Here is a 22,327-nt window from a genome sequence, read left to right as displayed (position 1 = left end):
TCACCTCAGCGTGTGCTGCCGCCGGAAATCCTTCGGCGACATCCCCACCACCTGCTTGAAGCGCCGGGAGAAATGGAAAGCGTCATGAAAGCCGAGATCGTCCGCGATCCTGGCCAGGGTGTGGCGGCTCTCCAGCAGCCTGGAACACGCACGCAGCACGATCGCGTCGGCGCGGAATTCGCCAGGACTCTTGCCTGTCATCTGAACAAAGCGTTTTCGAAAGGCGCTGTAGGACATGCCGAGGGATGTCGCGATTTCTTCCAGCGAGGGCGCTCCCAGTTTGCCATCAGCAAGCATGCGCTCCGCAGCCTCCCGCCACTGCAGGGTCTCCGTCGTCTGGTGCTGTGAGGCATCAAATTGGAGAGCATCGGCCAGCCACTGCTGGAAGTGGCAGAGGCGTGACAGAGCCGTCTCATACGGCGCATCCGGTGGCGGTTCGAGGATGCGGCGCAGCCGGTTCGTCCAGTAGGGCAGGGGGCTGAGCTCCAGCACACGGCTGCGATCTCCGGGATATCCGGCAGACTGCCAAGCATCAAAGAGGCTGCCATTGAACCACAGGAAAAGCTCGCTCCAGCACACGCCTTCTTGAGGGCCATAGCTTTGGTCGATGCCGGGTTTTGACCACACCACAGTTCCGGGCTGCATCACGCAGCGCACGCCGGTGTTGTCCGCGTAATCCGCCGTGCCTTCGAGTGTCAAAACCAGCAGGTAGTGCGGTGTGGGTCGCAGGTAGTGCGGCGGTGGTGCATGCGCATAGGTGGCCTGGCTGTTCCACTTCGTGCCGACGAAAACGATCTGCCCGAGATCGCAGTGCATGGGCCGCGTGGCGTTCATGTTCCATGGTCCTGGAATGCTGAAATAGAGATTGGGGTCACGCTCGACGGCCATGACAAAATCTACATGCATGAGGTCAAACATTCAATTTAGAGAAGGTTGGAATGCCCGTATGGGTATGTCAGACAGTCTATGCCCAGCATGCGTCAGCCTGAATTTCATCGCTTCAACCCCTTGCCATCTGCGCTCTTCGCAGTGCTGGGCGCGTATGCATTCGCGCTGCCGGTCATGGCGGTGGATTATGTGAAGGACATCAAGCCCTTGCTCAAGGAGCGCTGCATTTCCTGCCATGGCACCGTGAAGCAAAAAGGCGATCTGCGGCTCGATGCCGGCGCTTTGATTCAAAAAGAGGTTCACCATGATTTGATCGAACGCATCGCTTCCACGGATGAAGACGAACGCATGCCGCCGGAAGGCAAACGTTTGAGCGCGGAGCAGATCGAACTGCTGCGGCAGTGGATCGCGGACGGTGCGCCCTTTCCAAAGGATGAAGTGATTCCCAAGAAGCCTTCCGAGCACTGGTCATTCCAACCCGTGCAGAGCCCACCGCTGCCTGCCTCTGCTTTTGATCATCCGATTGACGCCTTCGTATTCAGCAAACGCGAGGCTGCACCTCAGGCAAATCCGCTGGCGCTGCTGCGTCGTGTACATCTCGACCTCACGGGTCTGCCTCCGACGATTCAAGAGCAGGGGCGTTTCGCAAAATCCGGTGACTTGAATGCCGTGATCGATGACTTGCTCACACGCCCCGAATACGGCGAACGCTGGGCGCGTCATTGGCTGGATGTGGTGCGTTACGCTGACAGCAACGGCTACGAGCGCGATGCGGAGAAGCCTTTCGTCTGGCGCTATCGTGACTACGTCATTGAATCACTCAATCAGAACAAGCCTTTTGACCGCTTCGTTTTGGAGCAGCTCGCGGGTGATGAACTGCCGGATCGCTCCCTCGCATCCGTCATTGCCACCGGCTTCCTGCGCCTCGGGCATTGGGACGACGAGCCGGCGGATCCTGCGGCGGATCGCTATGATCAGCTCGACGACATCGTAAGCACTACCGGACAGGCCTTCCTCGGCCTCACCATTGGCTGCGCCCGCTGCCATGATCACAAGTTCGAGCCTCTGGCCACGCGCGACTACTACAGCCTCGTGGCTGTGTTTAATCCTCTCAAGCGTCCAGCCAAAGGCCGCACGGAACTGACCGTGCCTGTCGATGGCTCCGAGGTCTATGCCTGGAGCGAGAGCACCGCGAAAGCACCGGAGACTCATGTGCTCGTGCGTGGTTCACCCACACGCTTTGGCGACCTCGTTGAGCCTGCTGTCCCTGCCATTCTCGTCAAACAGCAGCCGCAATTTCCATCGGGTGAAAAGACCACGCAGCGCCGCCTCGGCCTAGCGCAATGGATCGCCAGTGAGGAGAATCCGCTTACTGCCCGAGTGATCGTGAACCGCGTGTGGCAGCAGCATTTCGGGCAGGGACTGGTGATGACGGCGAACGACTTCGGGCTCATGGGTGCCGCTCCTTCGCGGCCTGAACTGCTCGACTGGCTCTCGCACTGGTTCATGCACGATGCCGGGTGGTCGTTGAAAAAGCTGCATCGCCTCATCCTCACCAGCCGCGCATGGCAGATGAGCAAATCGTCGGACTCGCTCATGCGCTACCGCCGCCTCGAAGTTGAAGCCATCCGCGACTCCATGCTCGCCGTCAGTGGTCAGCTCAATCCAAAGCGTTTCGGTCCCGCCATGAAACCCGGCATCCCCAAGGCCGCGCTCGAAGCCAACACCGACAAGGAAAAGGTCTGGCAGCCCTCGGACGAGCGCGAAGCTTCGCGCCGCAGCATCTACGCCTTCATCAAGCGCGGCCTCGTCATCCCCATGCTCGAAACCCTTGACCTCGCCGACACCGTTAGCAGTTGTCCACAACGCCAGGTCACCACCGTCGCGCCGCAGGCGCTGAGCCTCTTCAACGGGGAGTTCGTCAACCAGCAGGCACAGCACTTCGCCAAACGACTGAAGCGCGAGGCTGGGAATGATCCCGAAAAGCAGATCACCCTCGCCTGGAAGCTCGCACTCTGTCGCAATCCCTCACCTGATGAACTGGCGAAGATGCGCACCTTTCTGCAAGACCAGCCGCTGGAGCAGGCCTGCCGCGTGATTTTGAATCTGAACGAGTTTGTTTATCCCGAGTAAGACGATGAACCGCCCTCTCACACGACGCGAATACTTGATGCGTGCCACTGGCGGCTTCGCCGGGCTGGCGCTGGCTGATTTGGTGGCGGAGTCCCCCCTCTCAGAAAAGCGCCCGCATTTTCCAGTCAAAGCGAAGCACTGCGTCTTCCTTTTCATGAACGGCGGCCCCAGCCAGGTGGACACGTTTGATCCAAAACCGGCGCTCAAGAAATACCACGGCATGCCTTACCACGGCGATGCCAAGGTCGGCTCCAACGGCCGCGCCGTGGGCCACCTGATGCAGTCGCCGTTTGAGTTCAAGAAACACGGGCAGAGTGGTCTGGAGATCAGCAGCCTCTTTCCACATACCGCCATGCATGCAGATGATCTCTGCGTGATCCGCTCCATGCATGCGGACACGGCGGCGCATGCGTCGGGATGTTTGCAGATGAACACGGGCAGCATCTTCATCGGCAAGCCATGTCTCGGCGCATGGCTTAACTATGGCCTAGGTTCGGCGAATCAAGACCTGCCCGGCTTCGTGGTGATGACCGACCCACGCGGAGGCCCCATCGGCAGCGCCTCCAACTGGACCGCAGGCTACATGCCCGCAGCCTATCAAGGCACCCTCTTTCGCAGCGGCGGCTCCCCCCTCCTCGATCTCGCGACACCGGAAGGCACAAGCGACCGCACCCAGCGCCGCAGTCTCGATCTGCTCAAGTCCTTGAACGAGGAACATCTCAAGCGGCATCCCGAAGAGACGGAACTGATGGCTCGCATTGAATCCTACGAGCTGGCCTATCGCATGCAGACGGAAGCGATGAGCGTGGTCGATCTCGACAGCGAAGACGCTGCCACCCGCGAGATGTACGGCCTCAATGACAAGCGCACCGCAGACTTTGGCCGCAAGTGCCTCATCACGCGCAAGCTCATCGAAAAAGGCGTACGCTTCATCCAGCTCTACTCCGGCGGCGGCCATATCGAGGACACTTGGGACGGTCACAACGACTGCATCACCAACCATACATTGCACGCCGGCGAAACCGACCAGCCCATCGCCGCCTTGATCGCCGATCTCAAACGCTCCGGCTTGTGGGACGAAACACTGCTCGTCTGGGGCGGCGAATTCGGCCGCACCCCGACCAGTGAAGGCGTGGGCAAACCGGGCCGCGATCACGACTGGCATGGCTTCTCCATGTGGCTGGCTGGAGCTGGCGTCAAAGGTGGCCAGGCCATCGGTGCCACCGACGAACTCGGTTTCAAGGCCGTAGAAGACCGCTGTCACGTGAGCGACCTGCACGCGACGATCCTGCACCTCATGGGCATCGACCACTCACGCCTCAGCTACCTGCATCAGGGACTCAATCAACGCCTCACCGGCGTCGAGGACCGCCGGGTGATCACCCGGGCACTGGCGTAAGCAGCCAACTGCGTCGCGATTGCTTTTGTTTGATCAAACGGCCTGCTCGGCACGTTTGGATTGGTCTTGCCGACCTTTCAAAAAGCCGCCGATGCCCGCTTGATGAAACTCCAATTCTTTACCTCTCCATCCATGAAATCGTCCATCATCCTCACCCTGCTTCTTGCTGCGTCTCTGCACGCGCAGACGCCTGCTCCCGCCGTCAAACCTGCTCCGGCTCCAAAGCGTGCGCCCACGGTCGCGAATGTGCCTTATGGTTCGCATGAGCGGCAGGTTCTCGATTTTTACAAAGCGGACTCGCCGAAGCCCACGCCGCTGCTGTTTTTCATCCATGGAGGTGGTTGGGTCGCGGGAGATAAGTCCGGTGTCGGCGAACTCGAAGCCTGCCTGAAGGCTGGCATCTCCGTCGTCTCCATCAACTACCGCTACTCCTGGCAGGCGCAGCTTGCAGGCGTGATGCCGCCGGTGCAGTGGCCGCTGGAGGATGCTGCGCGCGCTTTGCAGTTCGTGCGCAGCCGTGCGCAGGAATGGAACATCGACAAGCAGCGCATCGGCGCCAGTGGCGGCTCTGCGGGCGCCTGCAGCAGCCTTTACCTTGCCTTCCATGATGACATGGCCGATCCCAAGAGCAGAGACCCCATTGCCCGTGAATCCACGCGTCTCTGGTGCGCGGCGGTCAGCGGTGCGCAGACCTCTTTGGATCCCAAGCAGCTCAAGGAATGGACGCCGAACAGCCGCTATGGCGGTCATGCCTTCGGTTTCATGGACCCGAACGAGCGCAAGACGCGCGACACGCGCTTTGCCGAGTTTTTGGAAAAGCGAGAGTCCGTGCTGAAGTGGATCAAGATGTACTCGCCGTATGAGCTCGTCAGCAAGGACGATCCGCCCGTCTATCTCTACTACAGCAGCGCCCCGGCCATCGGGCAGGAGCAGAAAGACCCCACGCACACTTCGAACTACGGCGTCAAACTTCAAGAGCACTGCCGTGAGATCGGTGACGAGTGCGAGCTGGTTTATCCCGGTGCGCCGGATGTGAAGCACAAGAGCATCGCGGAGTTTTTGATTGAGACGCTGAAGAAGTGAAGCCGTATCTTCGAGCAATATCATGGATGATTGTACCAGTCTGCGTGGCTGGTTGCTTGAGTGCGCGGATCGATCCCGAAAGGGTACGGAAAGAAAACCCGATGTTTTATAAACACTGGGTCGAACAGCTGCGGAAAAATGGATTGTCTGATGACGAATTGAAGAAGTTTGGTTTCAAAGAACCAATCCTGCCGACGACTTTGCCCAAGTGAACTATTGGTCTGACTGATTGGTGAATTCAAAAGCGAGAGGATACAATTAGAGCACGTTCTATTTGCTCCATGAAACTCACTCTCTCCCTCCTTTTACTCACCTCCATTGCCTTTGCCGCCGACACACCGGCGAAGAAGACCGAGGCTCCCGCAAAAAAAGCTGCGGCCCCTGTGGCCAAGGCTCCCGCCAAGAAAGTCTATCCGAAGAATCCGCCGCCGACAGTGGCGAATCTGAAGTATGGGCCGGCTGAGCGGAATGTGCTCGATTTCTGGCAGGCGAAGTCGGACAAGCCGACCCCTCTGCTGTTTTTCATCCATGGCGGCGGCTGGATGGGCGGAGACAAGGCGGGCATCGCCGTAGAGCCGTTCTTGAAGGAAGGCATTTCTGTGGTGTCGATCAACTACCGCTACATTTCGCAGGCGCAGGACGTGGTGCCACCAGTGAAGGCACCGCTGACTGATGCGGCGCTGGCTCTTCAAACCGTGCGCAGCAAGGCGGCGGAGTGGAACATCGACAAGACCCGCATCGGCGCCAGTGGCGGCTCGGCAGGAGCGTGCAGCAGCCTGTGGCTGGCTTTCCATGACGACATGGCCGACCCAAAGAGCAGCGATCCCATCGCGCGTGAATCTACCCGGCTTTACACGGCTGCCGTGAACGGACCGCAGACCACGCTGGATCCCAAGCAGATGCGCGAGTGGACGCCGAACAGCAAGTACGGCGGTCACGCTTTCAGCAAGGCGGGAGAGTTCAAGAATTTCGATGACTTCGTTGCGGCACGTGAGCGCATCCTGCCTTGGATCAATGAATACTCGCCCTACGCGCTCGTGACATCGGATGATCCGCCTGTGTATTGCTTGTTCGGCGCTCCTCCGGCCATCGGCCAGGAGCAGAAGGACCCGACGCACACTGCGAACTTCGGCGTGAAACTGCAGGAGCATTGCAAAGAAAAAGGCGTGGCCTGCGAGGTCGTTTATCCGGGTGCCACCGATGTGAAGTATAAGACGATCAACGAATTCCTCATCGCCAAGCTCAAGGAAGCAAAGTGATAGCACCTGACATTCACCACTCACGACTATGAAATTTAATTCACTCACTCTTGGCAGCCTCTTGCTGGCTGTTTGCCTGGTCTCCCGTGCTGAAGATTCCGCCTTCCGGCCGATCTTCAATGGAAAGGATCTCACCGGTTGGTATGGCCTGAACCCTCACTCCGTCGTCAAACTCGAAGGCGAGAAGAAAGCTGAAGCGCTCAAGAAGATGCGCGACGAGTTCGCCAAAGACTGGAAGGTGGAGAACGGCGAGCTGGTCAATGATGGCCATGGCCCCTACGCCACCACTGAAGAGGAGTTTGGCGACATCGAATTCCTCATCGAATACAAAACCGTGGCAGGAGCTGACAGCGGCATCTACCTGCGTGGCGCACCTCAGGTGCAGATCTGGGACAAGTCCCAGGTCTTCGATCCGGCCAAACCGACACGCAGGCCGCACCTCGGCTCCGGCGGTCTGTTCAACAACACCCCGGACACCCCCGGTCGCGATCCGCTGGTAGTGGCGGACAAGCCCATGGGTGAGTGGAATAGCTTCCGCATCCGCCAGATCGGCGCGCGCACCTGGGTGTGGCTGAACGACAAGCTCGTCGTGGACGGCAACGTGATGGAAAACTACTACGACCGCACCAAGCCGCTGCCTGCCAAAGGACCGATCATGCTGCAGACCCACGGCGGCGAGATCCGCTGGCGCAATCTGAAGGTGCGCGAAATTGGCGCGGAGGAGGCCAAGAAGATCCTCGCCGAAGCCGACGCGAAGAAGTGATCTGATCAGTCTAAAATGAAAAAAGCCGCAGAAAAGTCACCTCTGCGGCTTTTTGATTTTTTCGGCTGCGTTACTTGTTCAGCACGAGGCGCAGCGTGCCGTTGTGGACCTCCAGCGACTGGATGCCAGCGAGGAATTTTTGCAGCGCAGGATCAGTCTCCACGTTTTCAGCCACGAGATCCACGCCCTTGAGGTCACCGATCCAGCTGTTTGGCAGCGAGATGCCGCCGAGGCTGAGGTCGTCGAGTTTCAGCGACAGCTTGTGCTCAGCCGAGAGGCTGGTGCCGAAGGTGAAGCGGAGGCGAATCTTTTGGTTTGGCACGATCGGAAAATCTTCCGGGGCGGTGAAAATAACCGCAGCGGAGACCTGGCCTTCGCCAAACTTTACCTGAACAGTCTCGCCGAGCTGCTGCTGGGCGAGATAGGCGTTCACCTCACGCTCGTTGACGACGATGGTGCGGTTTGCCTCATCGGGCGGAATGGCGGCAGGATTGTTCAGGGCCTGCAGCTTGTTGTCGAACTCCGCTTTCTCTGTGGCGGTCAGGCTCACGGGAGTCATGGCGGAGGGGTAGAAGGTTTGCTTGACCCAGTAAGCGCCAGTGGCGGCGGCGATGCCCGCGCAGCCGAGAACGACGGCGAGGGTGATGAGCACGACTTTCTTGGTGGAACGCGCACGCGGTGCGGCGGGCGCAGCGGTTTCAGGGACGGTTTGCATGGTGGTGAGTTTGGATGCTTTCCAGGCAAGAGTATTCATTCTGACTGAAAAATGCCATCTACATGTTCCCCGGCAGTTTGTAAGGCATTGACTCGGCACGTCGGCCTTGGGAACATCTGAAATAACCATGAAATACATACTCGCACTCGACCAGGGCACCACCAGCTCACGCGCGATTCTCTTCAACCACGACGGCGGCATCGTGGCGACGGCCCAGAAAGAATTCCGGCAGATCTTCCCAAAACCGGGCTGGGTGGAGCATGATGCGCAGGAAATCTGGGCCACGCAGGCCGGGGTGGCCTCTGAGGTGCTGCACAAAGCGCGAGCGAAGGCTGCGGACGTGGCCGCCATCGGCATCACGAACCAGCGGGAGACGACCGTGGTGTGGGATCGCAAGACAGGAAAGCCAATCTGCAACGCCATCGTCTGGCAGGACCGCCGCACGGCCTCGATTTGCGACAAGCTGCGCGCGCAGAAGCTCGACAAGCTCATCCAGCGCAAAACCGGCCTCATCGTGGATGCCTATTTCTCTGCTACGAAAGTGCAGTGGATCCTGCAAAACGTCAAAGGGGCCAAAGCCCGCGCCGCCAAAGGTGAGCTCGCCTTTGGCACCATCGACTCCTGGCTGCTGTGGAATCTCACCGGCGGCAAGGTGCATGCCACGGATGTAAGCAATGCCTCGCGCACGATGCTCTATGACATTCGCAAAGGCACCTGGGACGACGAGTTATTGAAGATCTTCGGCGTGCCACGCTCCATGCTGCCGGAGGTGCGGGATTCGAGCGGTGAGTTTGGCACGACATCGCTGCTTGGCGGTTCGATTCCCATTGCGGGCATTGCGGGAGATCAGCAGTCGGCGCTGTTTGGCCAGATTTGCACGAAGCCGGGCATGGTGAAGAACACCTATGGAACGGGCTGTTTCATGCTGATGAACACGGGGGCGAAACCGATCAATTCAAAAAACAAACTGCTCACCACCGTGGCCTGGCGTATCAACGGACGCACCGAATATGCGCTGGAAGGCAGCGTGTTCATCGCCGGCGCGGCGATCCAGTGGCTGCGCGATGGGCTGGGAATCATCCGCCACTCGGCGGATGTTGAAGCGCTGGCCGCGAGTGTGCCTGACACCGGGGGCGTTTACCTTGTGCCTGCGTTTGCCGGTCTCGGTGCACCGCATTGGGATGCCTATGCGCGTGGTACCCTGGTGGGCATGACGCGCGGTACCACGGCGGCGCACATCGCACGTGCCGCTCTTGAAGGCATCGCATTGCAGGTCATGGACATCTTGAAAGCCATGGAGGCCGATGCGGGGATCAAGCTGAAGGAGCTGCGCGTCGATGGCGGTGCCAGCGTGAACAATCTGCTCATGCAATTGCAGTGCGATCTGCTGGGAGTTCCTGTCGTTCGTCCCAAGGTGAATGAAACCACCGCGCTCGGTGCGGCCTGCCTCGCGGGACTTGCCGTGGGCTATTGGAAAAATCTGGCCGACATCGCGAAGCACTGGCAGGTGGATCGTAAATTCAAGCCGGGCATGAAAGCTGCCGCCCGCACCCAGATAACGCAGGGATGGAACCGGGCGCTGGGCCGCGCCAAGGGATGGGAGTTGAAGCAGCCGAATTAATGTGGCAAACTCAAAACCAGAAGCCATGAGCGCCCTGCTTTCCATCCCCACGATCAAAAACCAGACGGTCTTCAACATCGACCGCTGGGAGAAGATCGGGCGTGATCCGCTGGTGCGCAGCTGGCCAGGGAGGGTGGAAACCGACCGGTACGGGAATCCGATTATGATGTGCTACGCCGAATTTTCCCATGGAGGCAAACAAGCTGATATTGCCTTGCTGCTTCAAAAGCACGCGCCTGCTGGCAAAATCACTGTCGAATGTCCCATCTCGACAAGTGAAGGCATCAAGGTCGCGGATGTGGCCTGGATGTCGAAAAAAAGGCTGGTTCAAGTCGGCGGCCGTGTGGCGCTTAAGGGTGCTCCTGAAATTTGCGTGGAAGTTGTGTCTCCTGGCAACAAACGCGGCGAGATCGAGGAGAAACGCCGTTTATATTTTGAAGCAGGCGCGAAGGAGGTGTGGGTGTGCGACCGGCGTGGTCGCTTGATGTTCTTCCTCAAAGATGACCCGGAAACGGCTGCCGCTTCATTGCTCTGCCCGAAAATGCCCCGGTCCGTTAGCGTTGACTGATCATGCGACACACCGCATGGATCAATCCGCCCTGCCCGCTGCTGCCGGAGGAGAACCGGCACTACGATCACACGGACATCGAGGCGCTGAATCATGAGCGTGGGCCGCTGTTTTATGAGACGGCGCTGCACTATGCCCAGAGTCTGTGGCGTGAAGGTTTTCCGGCCAAAAGCATCCTCATCATCAACCGGTCGCTGTCGCTGCCGCTGAGTGCCGATGAGCCCATTCTCGCGAAATGGCCGCTGCCGTATCTGGCGCTGGTGTGGATCATGCAGCACCGGGTTGAGGGCCAGTTCATGGGCAATCCTCGCCGTCACTGGCAGCACCTGGCCACGCGCATGGTAGAGCCGAACAAGGAGCTGCGCACCTGGCGTGCCTGGGCCTGCTGGTATCTTGCGCAGTTGATCCTGCCGGAGGCTGAATTCCCATCGGATCAGAAGCAAATCCGCGAGGAGCAGATCGTGGAGCCCACGCAGGGGCAGATCGCCGAGCATTTGCACCGGCTTTCACCGGCGCGGGATGAGGATGTCTGGCGGCATGCTTTGAGCACGATTCAAACCCACCGCGAGCCGCTCAGCGCCCGCATCCGCCGGATTGGTGCCCACGAGCTGCCCACAGTGCAGCGTCTGGGGCATGAAATCTGGCATGCGTATTATCCCGGCATCATCAGCGTGGAGCAGATCCGCTACATGCTTTCCATCTGGTATCAGCCCGGCTCCATGGCGCATGAGATGCAGGCACGGGACGTGTGGTATGCACTCGTGGAGATCGCCGGGCCGAAGCCGGTCGGTTACATCTCGTTTGAGAAGCTGCTTTTTGAACCGGTGCTCTTCATCAACAAGCTCTACCTGCTGCCTGAAGTGCACGGCCATGGGCTTGGGAGAATCACTCTTCAATGGGCCGAGGACCGCGCCCGCGAGATGCGCTGCAAGGTTGTGCGACTCCGCGTGAACAAACGCAACGCCCCGGCCATCCGCTCTTATCTGCGTGCGGGCTTTCGGTTCACCGAAGACATCGTCAGTGACATCGGCAGCGGGTTTGTGATGGATGATTATGTGATGGAGAAGGCGGTGTGAATGGGAGATCGTCTTTGACACTCATCAACACGCATTCCATCTCACCAAGTGATCCCACTCGACCTCTCTCTCGCTGAAGTTCCCCGCATGCCCGCGAATGCCGCGCGGCTGCTGGGCAAGGAGGGGGTGACGACCGTGGCGGATGTGGTGGCTCTGATGCCATCCCGGCATGAGGACCGGCGGCAGATGCAGGCGCTGGCGTTTCAGGCGGGATTGGTGCCGACGTGTCATCACGTGTTGATCACCAAGACGGGCAACAAGTTCTTTGGCAGGGCGGGCGTGTTTGAGGCGGTGGTGCGGCATGCGACGGGGCTGCTGGGGCAGCAGCTCACGCTGAAGTGGTGGAACATGCCGTTCATGAGCCGGGTGCTGGCGGAGGGACAGGAGCTGATTGTCTACGGCATTATCAAGGACACGAAAGGCCGGCTCAGCATGGCGCATCCGGAGTATGAGATCGTCAAAGGCGGCGCGGATGACGATGCTGGACAGATTCACACCGGGCGCATCACACCGATCTACCGGCTGAAAGGGGCCATGACGCAGAAGGCGCTGCGGGTGGCGGCGTGGCATGTGATGCAGGCGCTGCCAGAGTCGTTTATTGAAGACATGCTGCCAGCGCCGAGCGGGGAAGGGGAGTTCGCGGGCATGTCGCGTTCGAAGGCGCTGCGTGAGGTGCATTTCCCATCCAGCATGGAGAAACTGGAGCAGGCGCGGCGCTACCTGGCGCTGCAGGAGTTCTATGGCTACCAGTTGCGAGTGGCACGAAGGAAGCGGCGGGTGATAGAATCTGGCGGACGCAGGCAGGTGGGCACAGGCGAGCTGCTGCGGGACTTTTTCAACGAACTGCCGTTTCAGCTCACCCCGGCGCAGCAGCGCTGTCTGGACGAGATTCATGCAGACATGGCCTCGGGCAATCCGATGAACCGCCTGCTGCACGGCGATGTGGGAAGCGGCAAAACGGTGGTGGCCTTTGCTGCGATGCTGCGTGCGGTTGAGTCAGGCCGGCAGGCGGTGCTGATGGCACCGACGCAGATTTTGGCTGAGCAGCATGCGCGCAATGCGCGGAAATGGCTGGAGCCACTGGGACTGCGCGTGGCGCTGCGGACGGGATCGAAGCGCGAGGATGGGGATGGTATGGAGCTGATGCGCGGAAAGAGCTCTGCGGGGAAAATGGAGATCGTCATTGGTACGCATGCGCTGCTGCATGACGCGGAGCTGATGCACAACACGGGGATCGTCGTCATTGATGAACAGCACAAGTTTGGCGTGGCGCAGCGGGCGAAGCTGATCCGCAAAGGGGATACGCCGGATGTGCTGGTGATGACCGCCACGCCGATCCCGCGCACACTGACGCTGACGATCTACGGTGATTTGGAGGTGTCCACGATCGACCAGAAGCTACGCGATGGGGTGCAGATCATCACCAAGGTGCGGCCGAAGACCAAGCTGAAGGACGCGGCAAAATTTCTGCGTGAGCAGATCGAGGAGGGTCGGCAGGGCTACATTGTTTACGCGCTGATCGATGAATCGGAAAAGCTCGATGCGGGTGCGGCGACGAAAGGACACGAGGAGTGGTCCAAGCTGCTGGCCCCATGCGAGGTGGGTCTGCTGCATGGCCGGATGAGCGCGGAGGAGAAGGAGGAGGTGATGAAACGTTTTCGCGCGGGCAAGCTGGATGCCCTGGTATCGACAACAGTGATCGAAGTGGGCATCGATGTGCCCAACGCGACGGTGATGTTCATCCACGACGCGGGCCGCTTTGGGCTGGCTCAGCTGCATCAGCTGCGTGGCCGTATCGGCCGCGGGGCGCACACGAGCTACTGCGTGCTGTTTGTGGATGACAAGGACGAGGAAAACCGGCAGCGGCTGGCGATCATGGAGGAGACGAGCGACGGCTTCCAGATCGCCGAGGAAGACCTGCGGCGGCGTGGGCCTGGGGATGTGCTGGGCCATGCGCAGAGCGGGCAGGCACCGCTGCTGTTTGGGGAACTACTGGCAGATACGCGGCTGGTGCGCCTGGCGCGGCAGCTTGCCGAGCGGACACTGGACGAAGATCCGCAATTGCTGCGTCCGGCGCTGGCGGTGTTTCGGGATGAGCCGGTGGTGGCTGAAAAGGCTCAGGCAATGATGCAGTGATTCGGGTTAATTAAATTTGTTTAAAGGAAGGTTTAGTCAAGGTGGCTTGACGATTGATGCTTTTACCCGGTCAGTACCAATAGTCATGCATCCTCTTGCTCCCAGCTGCGCGCCTATGACGCAGATGAACCAAACCGAAACCGTTCGCAAACGGCATCGGCGTGGGAAGCCGAGCATGATCACGATGCTGCGTTTGGCTGTTGTTTCTGCAGCCGCCTTGGGTGTCACGGCGTTTGTGCTGTGGTTAAAAAAGGAGACGCCGCACCCCAGTGCTGCAATTGCTGTTCGTGAATCTCCGTTCGTCCAGGCGCGGAGTTTGAAGTCACCATTGCAGACAGTGCAGTCCTCCGGGCTGGCGGCCTATGGAGTGAAGAAAAATCCCGTGCCGGCACCCGCGCCCGCAGTGGTGCAAGCTCCGTCCCAAGTCCAAGAGCCGGTCGTGAAAAAAGCCCCCCCGGTGTGGCTGCTGGCGGACATCCCCGAGTTTGCGGATGCCAAGAATGCCGGGTTGTCTGCTGCGCAGACGATTGATCAGCTGCGGCAAAGCCTGCGTGAGTCGGGTGCCCGGCAGATGGGCCAGTCGGTGCGTTTTGGGATGCTAAATCTTTCCGAGTTGATGGCCATGGATTCCAGAGCGTGGACGGCGAGCCTGAATACGCCCGTCGCGACTGAGAACCGTGCCTCGGCCATGCTGCTGACCTTCTACCTTACCTACCTTGATCGTGCCGGAAACGGCGCAGGTGTGAAAGCACTGCTGCGAGCCATGGAGCAGGGCATGTCTGAGGAGAGCGCCGTGCGGGAGTTTATCCTGGCGGGGCGCAGTGTGGTAGACCTGGAACGTGAGATGGGGCGGGTGTTTGCGGATGCCGGCGTGGAGCTTCAGTTTACGCGGCGTGGTGGGCTGGCCATGAGGCCGTGACGAATTCCGGGGGAGAATCCTTTTGCCCCGTCTGGTTTTTGCCTTTAATCCGTGGGCATCTCCATGAAAACTTCCTGGCCCATCCGCCTTGTGCGTGCGCTGTTCTTTGCGTTCTCCGTTTTCATTGGCATCGCGATCGCCCTGGGCTTGGACCAGGACGCCTGGGTGGGGGCGCTTAGCGGCGCTGTGTTCATGGGCATGCTGGTGGTGCTGGATGTGCTGCTGGCGCACTTCACCCTGCGGGATTTTTCCCACGCCACGCTGGGGCTTGCGGTGGGGCTTTTCTGTGCGTGGCTGATCACGCGCATCGGCGTGTTCCAGCTCGCCTATTTTCAAAATCACGAGGAGGGCGTGGCGCTGCAAAACGTCGCGGAGATCTGCATCTATGGGACTTTGGCGTTTTTCGGAGTCACGTTTGCGCTGCGCAGTGACCGGGACCAGTTTGCCTTCCTGATCCCCTACATCCGTTTCCGCCGAGACGGCTCTGAAGGTGAACCGCTGCTGCTGGACACAAACGTTGTCATGGATGCCCGGCTGCCAGGTGTGTTTGCCACCGGATTTCTCAGCGGTGCCGTCGTGGTGCCGCGTTGCGTTTTAGACGGGCTCCAGCATCTGGCAGACTCCCCTGACGCTGCGCAGTCTCTGCGGGGCAAGCGAGGGCTGGAGATGATGGAAAAGCTGCGGGCAAGGCCGGAGATGAAGGTTTCCATTCATGAAGACGGCTCTTCAGATGCCTCCGTGGAAGTGCGGCTGGTGACGCTGGCACGTGAGCTGAATGCCCGCCTGCTGACCAATGATGACAACCTCGCCAAAGTGGCTCGACTGCGTGGCATCACAGTGCTCAGCCTGCGCGAACTGGTCGCAGCCTTGAATCCAGAACTCAGCGTGGGCGATGAACTGAGGCTGCCGCTGACCAAACCTGGCAAGGACAAGAACCAGGCGGTGGGCTATCTGCCAGACGGTGCCATGATCGTCGTGAACAACGCCGCTGCGCAGATCGGGCAGACGGTGGATGTGGTGGTTTCGGGCACCCTTCCGACCAGTGCCGGAAGGCTGATTTTTGCTGAGATCAAACCGGCCGCGTGACGCGCCTGCGCTGCAGCAAACCTGCCGAGAGGGCTAGCATCACCAGCAATGCCGACTGCGGCTCTGGAACCATGGTGATGGACATGATGGAGGTCGCGCTGGTGGAGATGCGCGAGGCGTACATGCTGGAGGGATTATCCAAAGGAAGATCGGGAATGTAGGTCCAGCCAAAGGAGTCAGAGCCCTGATATAGGCCGCCTCGATCAAACAGCGCTGCATTGAAATCGCTGCCATCTCCGGTGACGTTGTTGGTGTCGAACATGCCATCAATGCTGTAGTTCACGCCAGCCAGTTTCCAGATGCCGCCGTCATTGACGAACACGCCGCCGCCGGAATCACCGTTGGAAAGGGTGGCCTCTTCGGCGGTGCCACTGGCACTGAATGAGGCGGTGAGCAGATCGCCAATGGCGCTCGAATAAATGCCGCTGACGGTGTTGGTGCCCCAGCGCGCTTTGCCGTCAGGATTGGTGTCCTGCCACCCATGCAGAATCCCACCGACCATCACATCCGTCCCGCGCGGACCGCCTCTGCCGTTGACCTGCATGGTCAGACCTGTTTCAGAGGAACCCGTGTAGAGCGGCGCGTAGGTGGCAAAAGTTTCCTGGATTTTGAAGATGCGCAGGTCGGTGCCAGCGATGTCCCAGTAGCCGACGCCACCATTGGCCGCAGTGTCGATGTTGTAGGTCACATCTGCTCCGCCGCTGAATATGCCGTTTTGTGTGAAGGTGAAGCCCTGAGTGCCGAAATGTTGCGCGGTGATGAAGTACTGGGGTGCAATCATGGTGCCAAGATAGGCGCCGTAAGTGCCTTCATACTGCCAGCCTGAATTGGCAAATGTGCCGGTTGGGGCTGTGGTGTTGTGATTCGGATCGGCGGTGGCTTCAAACACAATCGCACGACATGGTGCTATGCCCAGGCATAACAAGGCAACCACTGCGCACATGATGCGCGAACACATGGAGGCTGAAGCTTTGGAGGCCACGAACATCAAGTAATGTCCCATCATGTTTCTGAATTACCATAAAACTCTGCTGAATTGCCTTAAATTTGTCCCCACAAGCAGCCTCAAAACCTGATTTGTAAATGGTATGACCTTCACTGGGTGAAAACCCGCTCGACACACTGGTCATTTTTGTTATGGATGGCAGGCTTGTGACGCAAAAATGAAAAAAGGTTCATTCATCAACATGCTAGGTGCCTGCATTTTTCCGCCGATCGTCGGCGTGGGAATTTGCTGGGGTATCATCCAGCTTTTGAAGAACCATGAAATGTTTCGTGTGGATGCGGTCACTCCTCCTGTGGCCACGGTCAGCAAGGTGCGCCAAGGCAAGCTGAGTGAGAACAGTGCGGAGATTCGTGCCGCGCTGCCTGTTGATGCGACATTTGACCCGGTACGTCCGCTGCCAGTGCAGCCGAATGCTGAAAAAGCCGCTCTGAGACGTGCGGCTGAGGACGCCAAGGTTAAACCGGCCGTTCCAACGAAGCCGTCGAACGGTGACTCCATGGTAGCCGCTGCCAGAAAATCTGACAAACCCGCTCCTGCCATCGCCTTCAAAATGCCTGTCTGGCGTCCGATCCTTGATCCCATCGAAGATCACTGGACTCGTCTGATGCCGCGCACCGAGGCGCTGCCCCAGGCGTATCAGGCCGTGCTCAACGATGACGCCGCCCACCTTGCCAAAATCATCGCCATGGGCATTTCCCCCAACGAAATGACCTTGGGCGGAGATACGCCGCTGTGTGCCGCCGTGCGCATGGGCCGTGCGGATTGTGTGTATGTGCTGGCGCTAGCGGGGGTGAACCTGAACCAGCCGGCGCATGAAAAGCAGCCACCGATAGCAATAGCCTCCCTGCGCCGGAATGTTCCCGTGTTGCAGGCGCTGCTGGATTTTGGCGTCGATCCCAACACGCGTTTCAATACTCCCATTCAGAAGCAGGTCATTGATCGTTGCACCATCAAGGATCTGCGGAACGCTATGGAAAGCGACCGTGGGATCACCCCCATGATTTGCTGTGCTGCGCGTGGCGATGTGGAAGGCGCGGTCACTCTGATGCGCGCGGGAGGCAAGCCTGGAATGGGCACCACTCGCTATCATCGCTACCCGATCAATTTTGCCGCCACGCAGGGCTATCTGTTCCTCATGCGTGTCCTGCTGGGCCGCGATCCTGAGTCGGAACCGGACACGCTCGTGACCGTCGATCTCTCAAGTCAACGTGCCTGGGTGACCAAGCAGGGGCGCATCATCAACCACACCATGGTTTCCACCGGGCGTGAAGGCTACGGCACACCGGCAGGTCGCTATGTCATCACCGACAAGCACACCTCCCATGTCTCCACCCTCTACCATGTGGCCATGCCCTGGTTCATGCGCTTGAACTGCGGGGCGATCGGCCTGCACAGCGGTTATGTTACAGGTCAGCCAGCGTCTCACGGCTGCATCCGTCTTCCCTACGAGAAGGCGAAGCAATTCTTCAGCCAGGTGCGTGTGGGCGACGAGGTGGAGATTGTTTATTAAGCGGGTCAGTTGTTCCCAAGCCGATGAGCGGCTCCGATATTGCGCTGAAAGCAGCCGTAAACGGCCCGGTCCTACAGTGTTTTCAGCAGCTTGTCGTGGATGCCGTCGAAGCCGCCGTTGCTGAAAACCACGATCACATCGCCTGTGTGGGTTTCCTGTTTCAGGCGATTCACGATGGCGTCGGTGTCTGCTTCAAACCAGCAGGGCTTGCCGCGTGCGGTGACTGACTGCGCCACCTTGGCGGTGTCCAGGCGTTGATCTGCGGCGACCTTTTCGGGATTGGCCACGGCGGCGATCACGGATCCGTCGGCCTCGGTCAGCGCTTCGATCAGTTCATTCTGCAGCACGTTGCGGCGGCTGGTATTTGAGCGTGGTTCGAACAGCGCCCAAAGGCGGCGACCGTCATAGCGCTGGCGCAGGCCGCGCAGTGTCTCGCGAATGGCGGTCGGGTGATGACCAAAGTCGTCAATGATCGTGATGCCGTGGGCGGTGCCACGCTCCTGCTGGCGGCGGCGGATGCCACGGAAACTGCTCAGGCCGGCGCGGATTTCATCATCACTCAATCCGGCAAAACGGGCCGCGCATACGCACATGGCCGCATTGCGCGCATTGAATTCGCCGACCATTGGCACTTCGAACGCGACGCCATTGATTTCAAACTGCGTGGCCTCGGGCGTCACGCCGGTGATCCTGATGCGGAAATCACATTCTGCTCCCAGTCCCACCGTCTTGAGCGGTGCAGGGCACTTGGCGCGCAGGGTGAGGCAGTTGGCGTCGTCACCGTTGATGAGGACGAGGCCGTTGCGAGGCACCGTGTTGAGGAAGCGCTGAAACGAGAGCAGGATCTCGTCGAGGTCGCGGAAGATGTCCGCGTGATCGAACTCGATGTTGTTCACGATCGCGCACTCCGGCAGGTAGTGGAGGAATTTGCTGCGCTTGTCGAAGTAGGCGGTGTCGTATTCGTCGCCTTCGATCACAAACAGGTCCGAGTGCGTGAAGCGTGCGCCTGATTCGAAATTCTCCGGCACGCCGCCGATCATGAAGCCGGGGTTTTTGCCTGCGTGCTCGTAGATCCAAGCCAGCATCGTTGTTGTCGTTGTCTTGCCGTGCGTGCCGCTCACCACAAAGCTGCGTTTGCCCTGGATGACCTCGCGCTTCAGCATCTCCGCCATGGAGACGTAGGGCAGCTTTTTCTCCAGCAGTGCCTCGAGTTCGGGATTGCCGCGTGAGATCGCGTTGCCCACCACATACACATCCGCCTGCAGCGGCAGGTTGTCCGGATTGTAGCCTTCGGTCACAGTGATGCCGGCATCCCGCAGCACATCGCTCATGGGCGGATAAACTTGATTGTCGGATCCGCTGATGGTGTGACCGAGGGCGCGCAGCGCAACTGCGGTGGAGCCCATTGCGGTGCCGCAGATGCCGATGAAATGAATGTGCTTGGGAGATGCCATGGAAAAGAAGCGCACGGTTCAAATCCAGGCGCAGGCTTGAACTAAAGCAGGGCTTTTTGCCCCCTGCTAAAAGAAAGTTCAGTTCGGTGGGAATAATCGCACAGGCGGAGGCTCCAATGTTGCGATGGCTCGAATCCCCGCAGCCAGCCAGAACTAACAAACAAACCAAAATACATCACACCCACCATGAGCACCAAGCACATCATCGCCGCCGCCGCCTTCACCGGTCTCCTTTCCGGCGCCTACGCCGCCCAGACCACCAGCACCCAAAAGGCCGCCAGCCTCGGCGTCTCCATCGAAAAGATGGCGGACAAAGGCCAGCACGCCTGCAAGGGACACAATGCCTGCAAAGGGCAGGGTGGCTGCAAGTCCGGTGACAACGGCTGCAAAGGCAAGAACTCCTGCAAGGGCAAAGGCGGCTGCAACACCATGCCGAAGAAGTAAGCCAAATCGATTCCCGCAGCCATACGCCCACCGCGTGTGGCTGCGGCCAATCTTTAAACATTACACTTGGAATTCCAGAGCATGCCCGCCAACCCTCACAACGGTCACACCGATCTCGGCATCGGTCTCGGCCTCCGTGTGCCGCACTACCGGCATATTCTGGAGAAGAAGCCGGTCTGTGACTGGTTTGAGATCATCTCCGAAAACTTCATGGTCGATGGCGGCCGCCCGCTGGAGGTGCTGGACAGCATTTTGGAGCAATACCGCGTCGTGCAGCACGGGGTGTCGATGTACTTCGGCAATGCCGATCCGCTGAATCGCGACCACCTTAAAAAACTCAAGCGTCTGGTGAAGCGCACCAATACACCCTGGCTATCCGATCACCTCTGCTGGGGCAGTGTGGATGGCCGCTGCTCCCACGACCTCCTGCCCATGCCCTACACCATGAGCGTGGCGAGGCACACCGCAGAGAAAATCAGGCAGGCCCGCGATTTCCTAGAAGTGCCCATCTGCGTGGAAAATGTGAGCAGCTACGCCGAATTCACGCAGAACGAGATGACCGAGTGGGAATTCCTCAACGAAGTCGTTGAGCGCGCTGACTGCGGCATCCTTCTGGATGTTAACAACATCTACGTCTCCTCGCAGAACCACGGCTTCGATCCCTTCGAATACCTCCGTGCAGTGCCGCATCAACGGGTCGGCCAGATTCACATCGCCGGACACACCCGGCTCGATCACGTCATCCTTGATACCCACGATCATCCGGTGCCAGATCCCGTGTGGGAACTCTACGCTGAGGCCATCAAAAATTCAGGCCGCACCGCCACACTCCTCGAATGGGACGACAAAATCCCCAGCTTCGATGATGTGCATGCCGAGGCGCTCAAAGCCAACCGCTACCTTCATGAGCATGCCCACGCCTAGCCGTCTCCGCACCAATGCCGACCTGCGCCAACTGCAACGCACCATGGCTGCGGCGCTGATGCAGCCGCTCACGCGCCAGGATGGCATGCCCGCCTGCACGCGGGTCGATTTCATCACGCCGAACGACCGCATGAGCGGTTTCGAACGCCTTGAAATCTACGCCCGCCAGTACTGGTTCCGCCTGCTCGACTGCCTCTACGACGACTATCCCGCACTGCGCGTTTTCCTGGGCGAGCGCCGCTTTCACCAGCTCTGCCGCGACTACCTCGCGCAGCATCCCAGTGCTTCCTGGACGCTACGTAATCTAGGCTCCGCCCTTCCCACTTTTATTACAGATCTCAACGCGCGTGATGTTGCCCGCGTTGAATGGGCGCAGACGCTTGCCTTTGACGAGGTATGGAAAAAGCCGTTGCGGATCGATGATCTCCTTGGCGCAGACCCCTCCACGCTTCATCTGGGACTTCAGCCCTGCGTCGTGCTTCTGCAGATCGATTACGCGGTCGATCACTTCATCACCGCGATGAAAAAAGCCGACGCCGATGTGCGCGGTTCAGCCAGCCAGGCCATGTCCGAGGCGCCCACACGTGCCAAAGTCGCCAAGGCACCGAAGTTAAAACGCGAGTGTGTGCATCTGGCCGTTCACCGACATGACAACCAGCTGTACTTCAAGCGCCTTGCCCCGGAGTCCTTCGCCATGCTCACGGCATTAAGGGATGGCCTCACGCTCGCGGATGCCATCGAATTCGCTCTCTCCCAAGCCAGTCCCGATACCGACTGGCCTGCGCAGATTCGTGACTGGTTCACCGAATTTTCCCAGCTCGGCTGGTTCACCCAATTTCCCCGCAAATCATGAAGCTCTGGACCCTCGCCAACACACTCCTTGACCGCACCGCCAGTTGCCTGGCAGATCCCTTTTTGTTCGGCATCCGCCTCTATTGGGGCTGGCAGTTTTTTCAGACCGGAAAAGGCAAGCTCAGCGACATCAGCATGCCCACAGCTTTCTTCACCGAACTCGGCATTCCATTTCCAGCGCTGAATGCGTACATGGCGGGCTGCACGGAGTGCTTCGGAGGCTTGCTGCTTCTGGCGGGCCTCTTCTCCCGAGTCACCTGCCTGCCACTGATCTTCACCATGCTCGTCGCCTACGGCACGGCGCATCTGGATGTGGTCAAAACGATCTGGTCAGATGCCGACTCCTTCGTCAGCGCCCCGCCGTTTCTCTTTCTGCTGGCCAGCGTGACCGTCTTCATTTTTGGTCCTGGCAGGTTGTCGGCCGATGAACTTCTGCGTCGGCGAAAAAAAGCGTGAATTGTGGGAATAAACGCTGCGGTCACGTCTCCCAC

General features: G+C 59.4%; 20 protein-coding genes. 16 read left to right on the top strand and 4 right to left on the bottom strand.

What is annotated here, in order from left to right; all coding sequences use genetic code 11:
* Positions 1-906: a helix-turn-helix domain-containing protein gene (locus AC3RLQ_RS17775; protein ID WP_493030001.1), complete on the bottom strand. Its 906-nt coding sequence runs from the start codon at positions 904-906 to the stop codon at positions 1-3.
* Positions 907-1,008: 102 nt separating this feature from the next.
* Between AC3RLQ_RS17775 and AC3RLQ_RS17770 the strand changes: the two genes are divergently transcribed.
* The 5 genes from AC3RLQ_RS17770 (at position 1,009) to AC3RLQ_RS17750 (ending at position 7,525) form a co-directional block, all read left to right on the top strand.
* Positions 1,009-3,021 (top strand): DUF1553 domain-containing protein, encoded by a 2,013-nt coding sequence (locus tag AC3RLQ_RS17770; RefSeq protein WP_493030000.1) that lies wholly within the window; start codon positions 1,009-1,011, stop codon positions 3,019-3,021.
* 4 nt (positions 3,022-3,025) lie between these two features.
* The gene (locus AC3RLQ_RS17765) at positions 3,026-4,420 is read left to right on the top strand and encodes a DUF1501 domain-containing protein (RefSeq protein ID WP_493029999.1); all 1,395 of its coding nucleotides are present in this window, start codon (positions 3,026-3,028) and stop codon (positions 4,418-4,420) included.
* Positions 4,421-4,552: 132 nt separating this feature from the next.
* On the top strand, positions 4,553-5,503 hold the full coding sequence (locus tag AC3RLQ_RS17760) for an alpha/beta hydrolase family protein (RefSeq protein WP_493029998.1): 951 nt from the start codon (positions 4,553-4,555) through the stop codon (positions 5,501-5,503).
* A gap of 281 nt (positions 5,504-5,784) precedes the next feature.
* Positions 5,785-6,762: a carboxylesterase family protein gene (locus AC3RLQ_RS17755; protein ID WP_493029997.1), complete on the top strand. Its 978-nt coding sequence runs from the start codon at positions 5,785-5,787 to the stop codon at positions 6,760-6,762.
* A gap of 28 nt (positions 6,763-6,790) precedes the next feature.
* Complete coding sequence (locus tag AC3RLQ_RS17750) at positions 6,791-7,525, top strand: 3-keto-disaccharide hydrolase (protein WP_493029996.1); 735 nt, start codon at positions 6,791-6,793, stop codon at positions 7,523-7,525.
* Between the two features lie 70 nt (positions 7,526-7,595).
* Here AC3RLQ_RS17750 and AC3RLQ_RS17745 read toward each other — a convergent pair whose 3' ends face one another.
* The gene (locus AC3RLQ_RS17745) at positions 7,596-8,279 is read right to left on the bottom strand and encodes a hypothetical protein (RefSeq protein ID WP_493029995.1); all 684 of its coding nucleotides are present in this window, start codon (positions 8,277-8,279) and stop codon (positions 7,596-7,598) included.
* An 88-nt stretch (positions 8,280-8,367) separates the two neighbouring features.
* Here AC3RLQ_RS17745 and glpK point away from each other — a divergent pair, with 88 nt between their 5' ends.
* From glpK to AC3RLQ_RS17715, 6 genes are all read left to right on the top strand, one after another.
* Positions 8,368-9,861, top strand: a complete 1,494-nt coding sequence (gene glpK / locus AC3RLQ_RS17740) for a glycerol kinase GlpK (RefSeq protein ID WP_493029994.1) — start codon at positions 8,368-8,370, stop codon at positions 9,859-9,861.
* Between the two features lie 25 nt (positions 9,862-9,886).
* A complete protein-coding gene (locus AC3RLQ_RS17735) occupies positions 9,887-10,429 on the top strand; it encodes a Uma2 family endonuclease (protein WP_493029993.1) in 543 nt (180 codons plus the stop codon).
* Between the two features lie 2 nt (positions 10,430-10,431).
* Positions 10,432-11,505 carry a GNAT family N-acetyltransferase gene (locus tag AC3RLQ_RS17730; protein WP_493029992.1) on the top strand — a complete coding sequence of 358 codons (1,074 nt, stop codon included), beginning with the start codon at positions 10,432-10,434 and terminating at the stop codon, positions 11,503-11,505.
* 48 nt (positions 11,506-11,553) lie between these two features.
* A complete protein-coding gene (gene recG / locus AC3RLQ_RS17725; RefSeq protein ID WP_493029991.1) occupies positions 11,554-13,641 on the top strand; it encodes an ATP-dependent DNA helicase RecG in 2,088 nt (695 codons plus the stop codon).
* A 124-nt stretch (positions 13,642-13,765) separates the two neighbouring features.
* Positions 13,766-14,560, top strand: coding sequence for a hypothetical protein (locus tag AC3RLQ_RS17720; protein ID WP_493029990.1), 795 nt, complete (start codon positions 13,766-13,768; stop codon positions 14,558-14,560).
* A 63-nt stretch (positions 14,561-14,623) separates the two neighbouring features.
* Positions 14,624-15,646, top strand: coding sequence for a PIN/TRAM domain-containing protein (locus AC3RLQ_RS17715; RefSeq protein WP_493029989.1), 1,023 nt, complete (start codon positions 14,624-14,626; stop codon positions 15,644-15,646).
* On the opposite strand, the gene AC3RLQ_RS17710 is transcribed toward AC3RLQ_RS17715, so the two are convergent.
* Positions 15,630-16,652 carry a hypothetical protein gene (locus tag AC3RLQ_RS17710; RefSeq protein ID WP_493029988.1) on the bottom strand — a complete coding sequence of 341 codons (1,023 nt, stop codon included), beginning with the start codon at positions 16,650-16,652 and terminating at the stop codon, positions 15,630-15,632. The genes AC3RLQ_RS17715 and AC3RLQ_RS17710 overlap by 17 nt on opposite strands.
* Before the next feature lie 157 nt (positions 16,653-16,809).
* On the opposite strand from AC3RLQ_RS17710, the gene AC3RLQ_RS17705 reads away from it, so the two are divergent.
* Positions 16,810-18,162: a L,D-transpeptidase family protein gene (locus AC3RLQ_RS17705; protein ID WP_493029987.1), complete on the top strand. Its 1,353-nt coding sequence runs from the start codon at positions 16,810-16,812 to the stop codon at positions 18,160-18,162.
* A 71-nt stretch (positions 18,163-18,233) separates the two neighbouring features.
* On the opposite strand, the gene mpl is transcribed toward AC3RLQ_RS17705, so the two are convergent.
* Positions 18,234-19,631, bottom strand: coding sequence for a UDP-N-acetylmuramate:L-alanyl-gamma-D-glutamyl-meso-diaminopimelate ligase (mpl, locus tag AC3RLQ_RS17700; protein WP_493029986.1), 1,398 nt, complete (start codon positions 19,629-19,631; stop codon positions 18,234-18,236).
* 171 nt (positions 19,632-19,802) lie between these two features.
* Between mpl and AC3RLQ_RS17695 the strand changes: the two genes are divergently transcribed.
* The 4 genes from AC3RLQ_RS17695 to AC3RLQ_RS17680 all read left to right on the top strand — a co-directional run bounded on the left by AC3RLQ_RS17695 (position 19,803) and on the right by AC3RLQ_RS17680 (position 22,292).
* Entirely contained in the window at positions 19,803-20,060 is a 258-nt protein-coding gene (locus AC3RLQ_RS17695; protein ID WP_395730868.1) for a hypothetical protein, read from the top strand.
* Positions 20,061-20,141: 81 nt separating this feature from the next.
* Positions 20,142-20,984 (top strand): MNIO family bufferin maturase, encoded by an 843-nt coding sequence (gene bufB, locus AC3RLQ_RS17690; protein WP_493029985.1) that lies wholly within the window; start codon positions 20,142-20,144, stop codon positions 20,982-20,984.
* Positions 20,971-21,837: an HvfC/BufC family peptide modification chaperone gene (locus AC3RLQ_RS17685; protein ID WP_493029984.1), complete on the top strand. Its 867-nt coding sequence runs from the start codon at positions 20,971-20,973 to the stop codon at positions 21,835-21,837. Before bufB ends, AC3RLQ_RS17685 begins: the two co-directional genes overlap by 14 nt.
* Positions 21,834-22,292, top strand: a complete 459-nt coding sequence (locus AC3RLQ_RS17680) for a DoxX family protein (protein ID WP_493029983.1) — start codon at positions 21,834-21,836, stop codon at positions 22,290-22,292. The genes AC3RLQ_RS17685 and AC3RLQ_RS17680 overlap by 4 nt, the downstream gene beginning before the upstream one ends.
* The last annotated feature ends 35 nt before the right edge of the window (positions 22,293-22,327 follow it).

Source organism: Prosthecobacter sp. GW821-HT29F12 (genome assembly GCF_058803405.1).
Note: the sequence above shows the minus strand (reverse complement) of the source record. Positions and strands in the feature narration are given on the sequence as shown.

Coding starts and splice junctions, on each gene's coding strand:
- AC3RLQ_RS17695 (WP_395730868.1), top strand. CDS start 19,803: ATGAGCACCAAGCACATCATCGCCGCCGCCGCCTTCACCGGTCTCCTT.
- AC3RLQ_RS17710 (WP_493029988.1), bottom strand. CDS start 16,652: ATGATGGGACATTACTTGATGTTCGTGGCCTCCAAAGCTTCAGCCTCC.
- bufB (WP_493029985.1), top strand. CDS start 20,142: ATGCCCGCCAACCCTCACAACGGTCACACCGATCTCGGCATCGGTCTC.
- glpK (WP_493029994.1), top strand. CDS start 8,368: ATGAAATACATACTCGCACTCGACCAGGGCACCACCAGCTCACGCGCG.
- AC3RLQ_RS17685 (WP_493029984.1), top strand. CDS start 20,971: ATGCCCACGCCTAGCCGTCTCCGCACCAATGCCGACCTGCGCCAACTG.
- AC3RLQ_RS17755 (WP_493029997.1), top strand. CDS start 5,785: ATGAAACTCACTCTCTCCCTCCTTTTACTCACCTCCATTGCCTTTGCC.
- AC3RLQ_RS17730 (WP_493029992.1), top strand. CDS start 10,432: ATGCGACACACCGCATGGATCAATCCGCCCTGCCCGCTGCTGCCGGAG.
- AC3RLQ_RS17705 (WP_493029987.1), top strand. CDS start 16,810: ATGAAAAAAGGTTCATTCATCAACATGCTAGGTGCCTGCATTTTTCCG.
- AC3RLQ_RS17680 (WP_493029983.1), top strand. CDS start 21,834: ATGAAGCTCTGGACCCTCGCCAACACACTCCTTGACCGCACCGCCAGT.
- AC3RLQ_RS17750 (WP_493029996.1), top strand. CDS start 6,791: ATGAAATTTAATTCACTCACTCTTGGCAGCCTCTTGCTGGCTGTTTGC.
- AC3RLQ_RS17745 (WP_493029995.1), bottom strand. CDS start 8,279: ATGAATACTCTTGCCTGGAAAGCATCCAAACTCACCACCATGCAAACC.
- AC3RLQ_RS17715 (WP_493029989.1), top strand. CDS start 14,624: ATGAAAACTTCCTGGCCCATCCGCCTTGTGCGTGCGCTGTTCTTTGCG.
- AC3RLQ_RS17735 (WP_493029993.1), top strand. CDS start 9,887: ATGAGCGCCCTGCTTTCCATCCCCACGATCAAAAACCAGACGGTCTTC.
- AC3RLQ_RS17775 (WP_493030001.1), bottom strand. CDS start 906: ATGCATGTAGATTTTGTCATGGCCGTCGAGCGTGACCCCAATCTCTAT.
- AC3RLQ_RS17765 (WP_493029999.1), top strand. CDS start 3,026: ATGAACCGCCCTCTCACACGACGCGAATACTTGATGCGTGCCACTGGC.
- AC3RLQ_RS17720 (WP_493029990.1), top strand. CDS start 13,766: ATGAACCAAACCGAAACCGTTCGCAAACGGCATCGGCGTGGGAAGCCG.
- AC3RLQ_RS17760 (WP_493029998.1), top strand. CDS start 4,553: ATGAAATCGTCCATCATCCTCACCCTGCTTCTTGCTGCGTCTCTGCAC.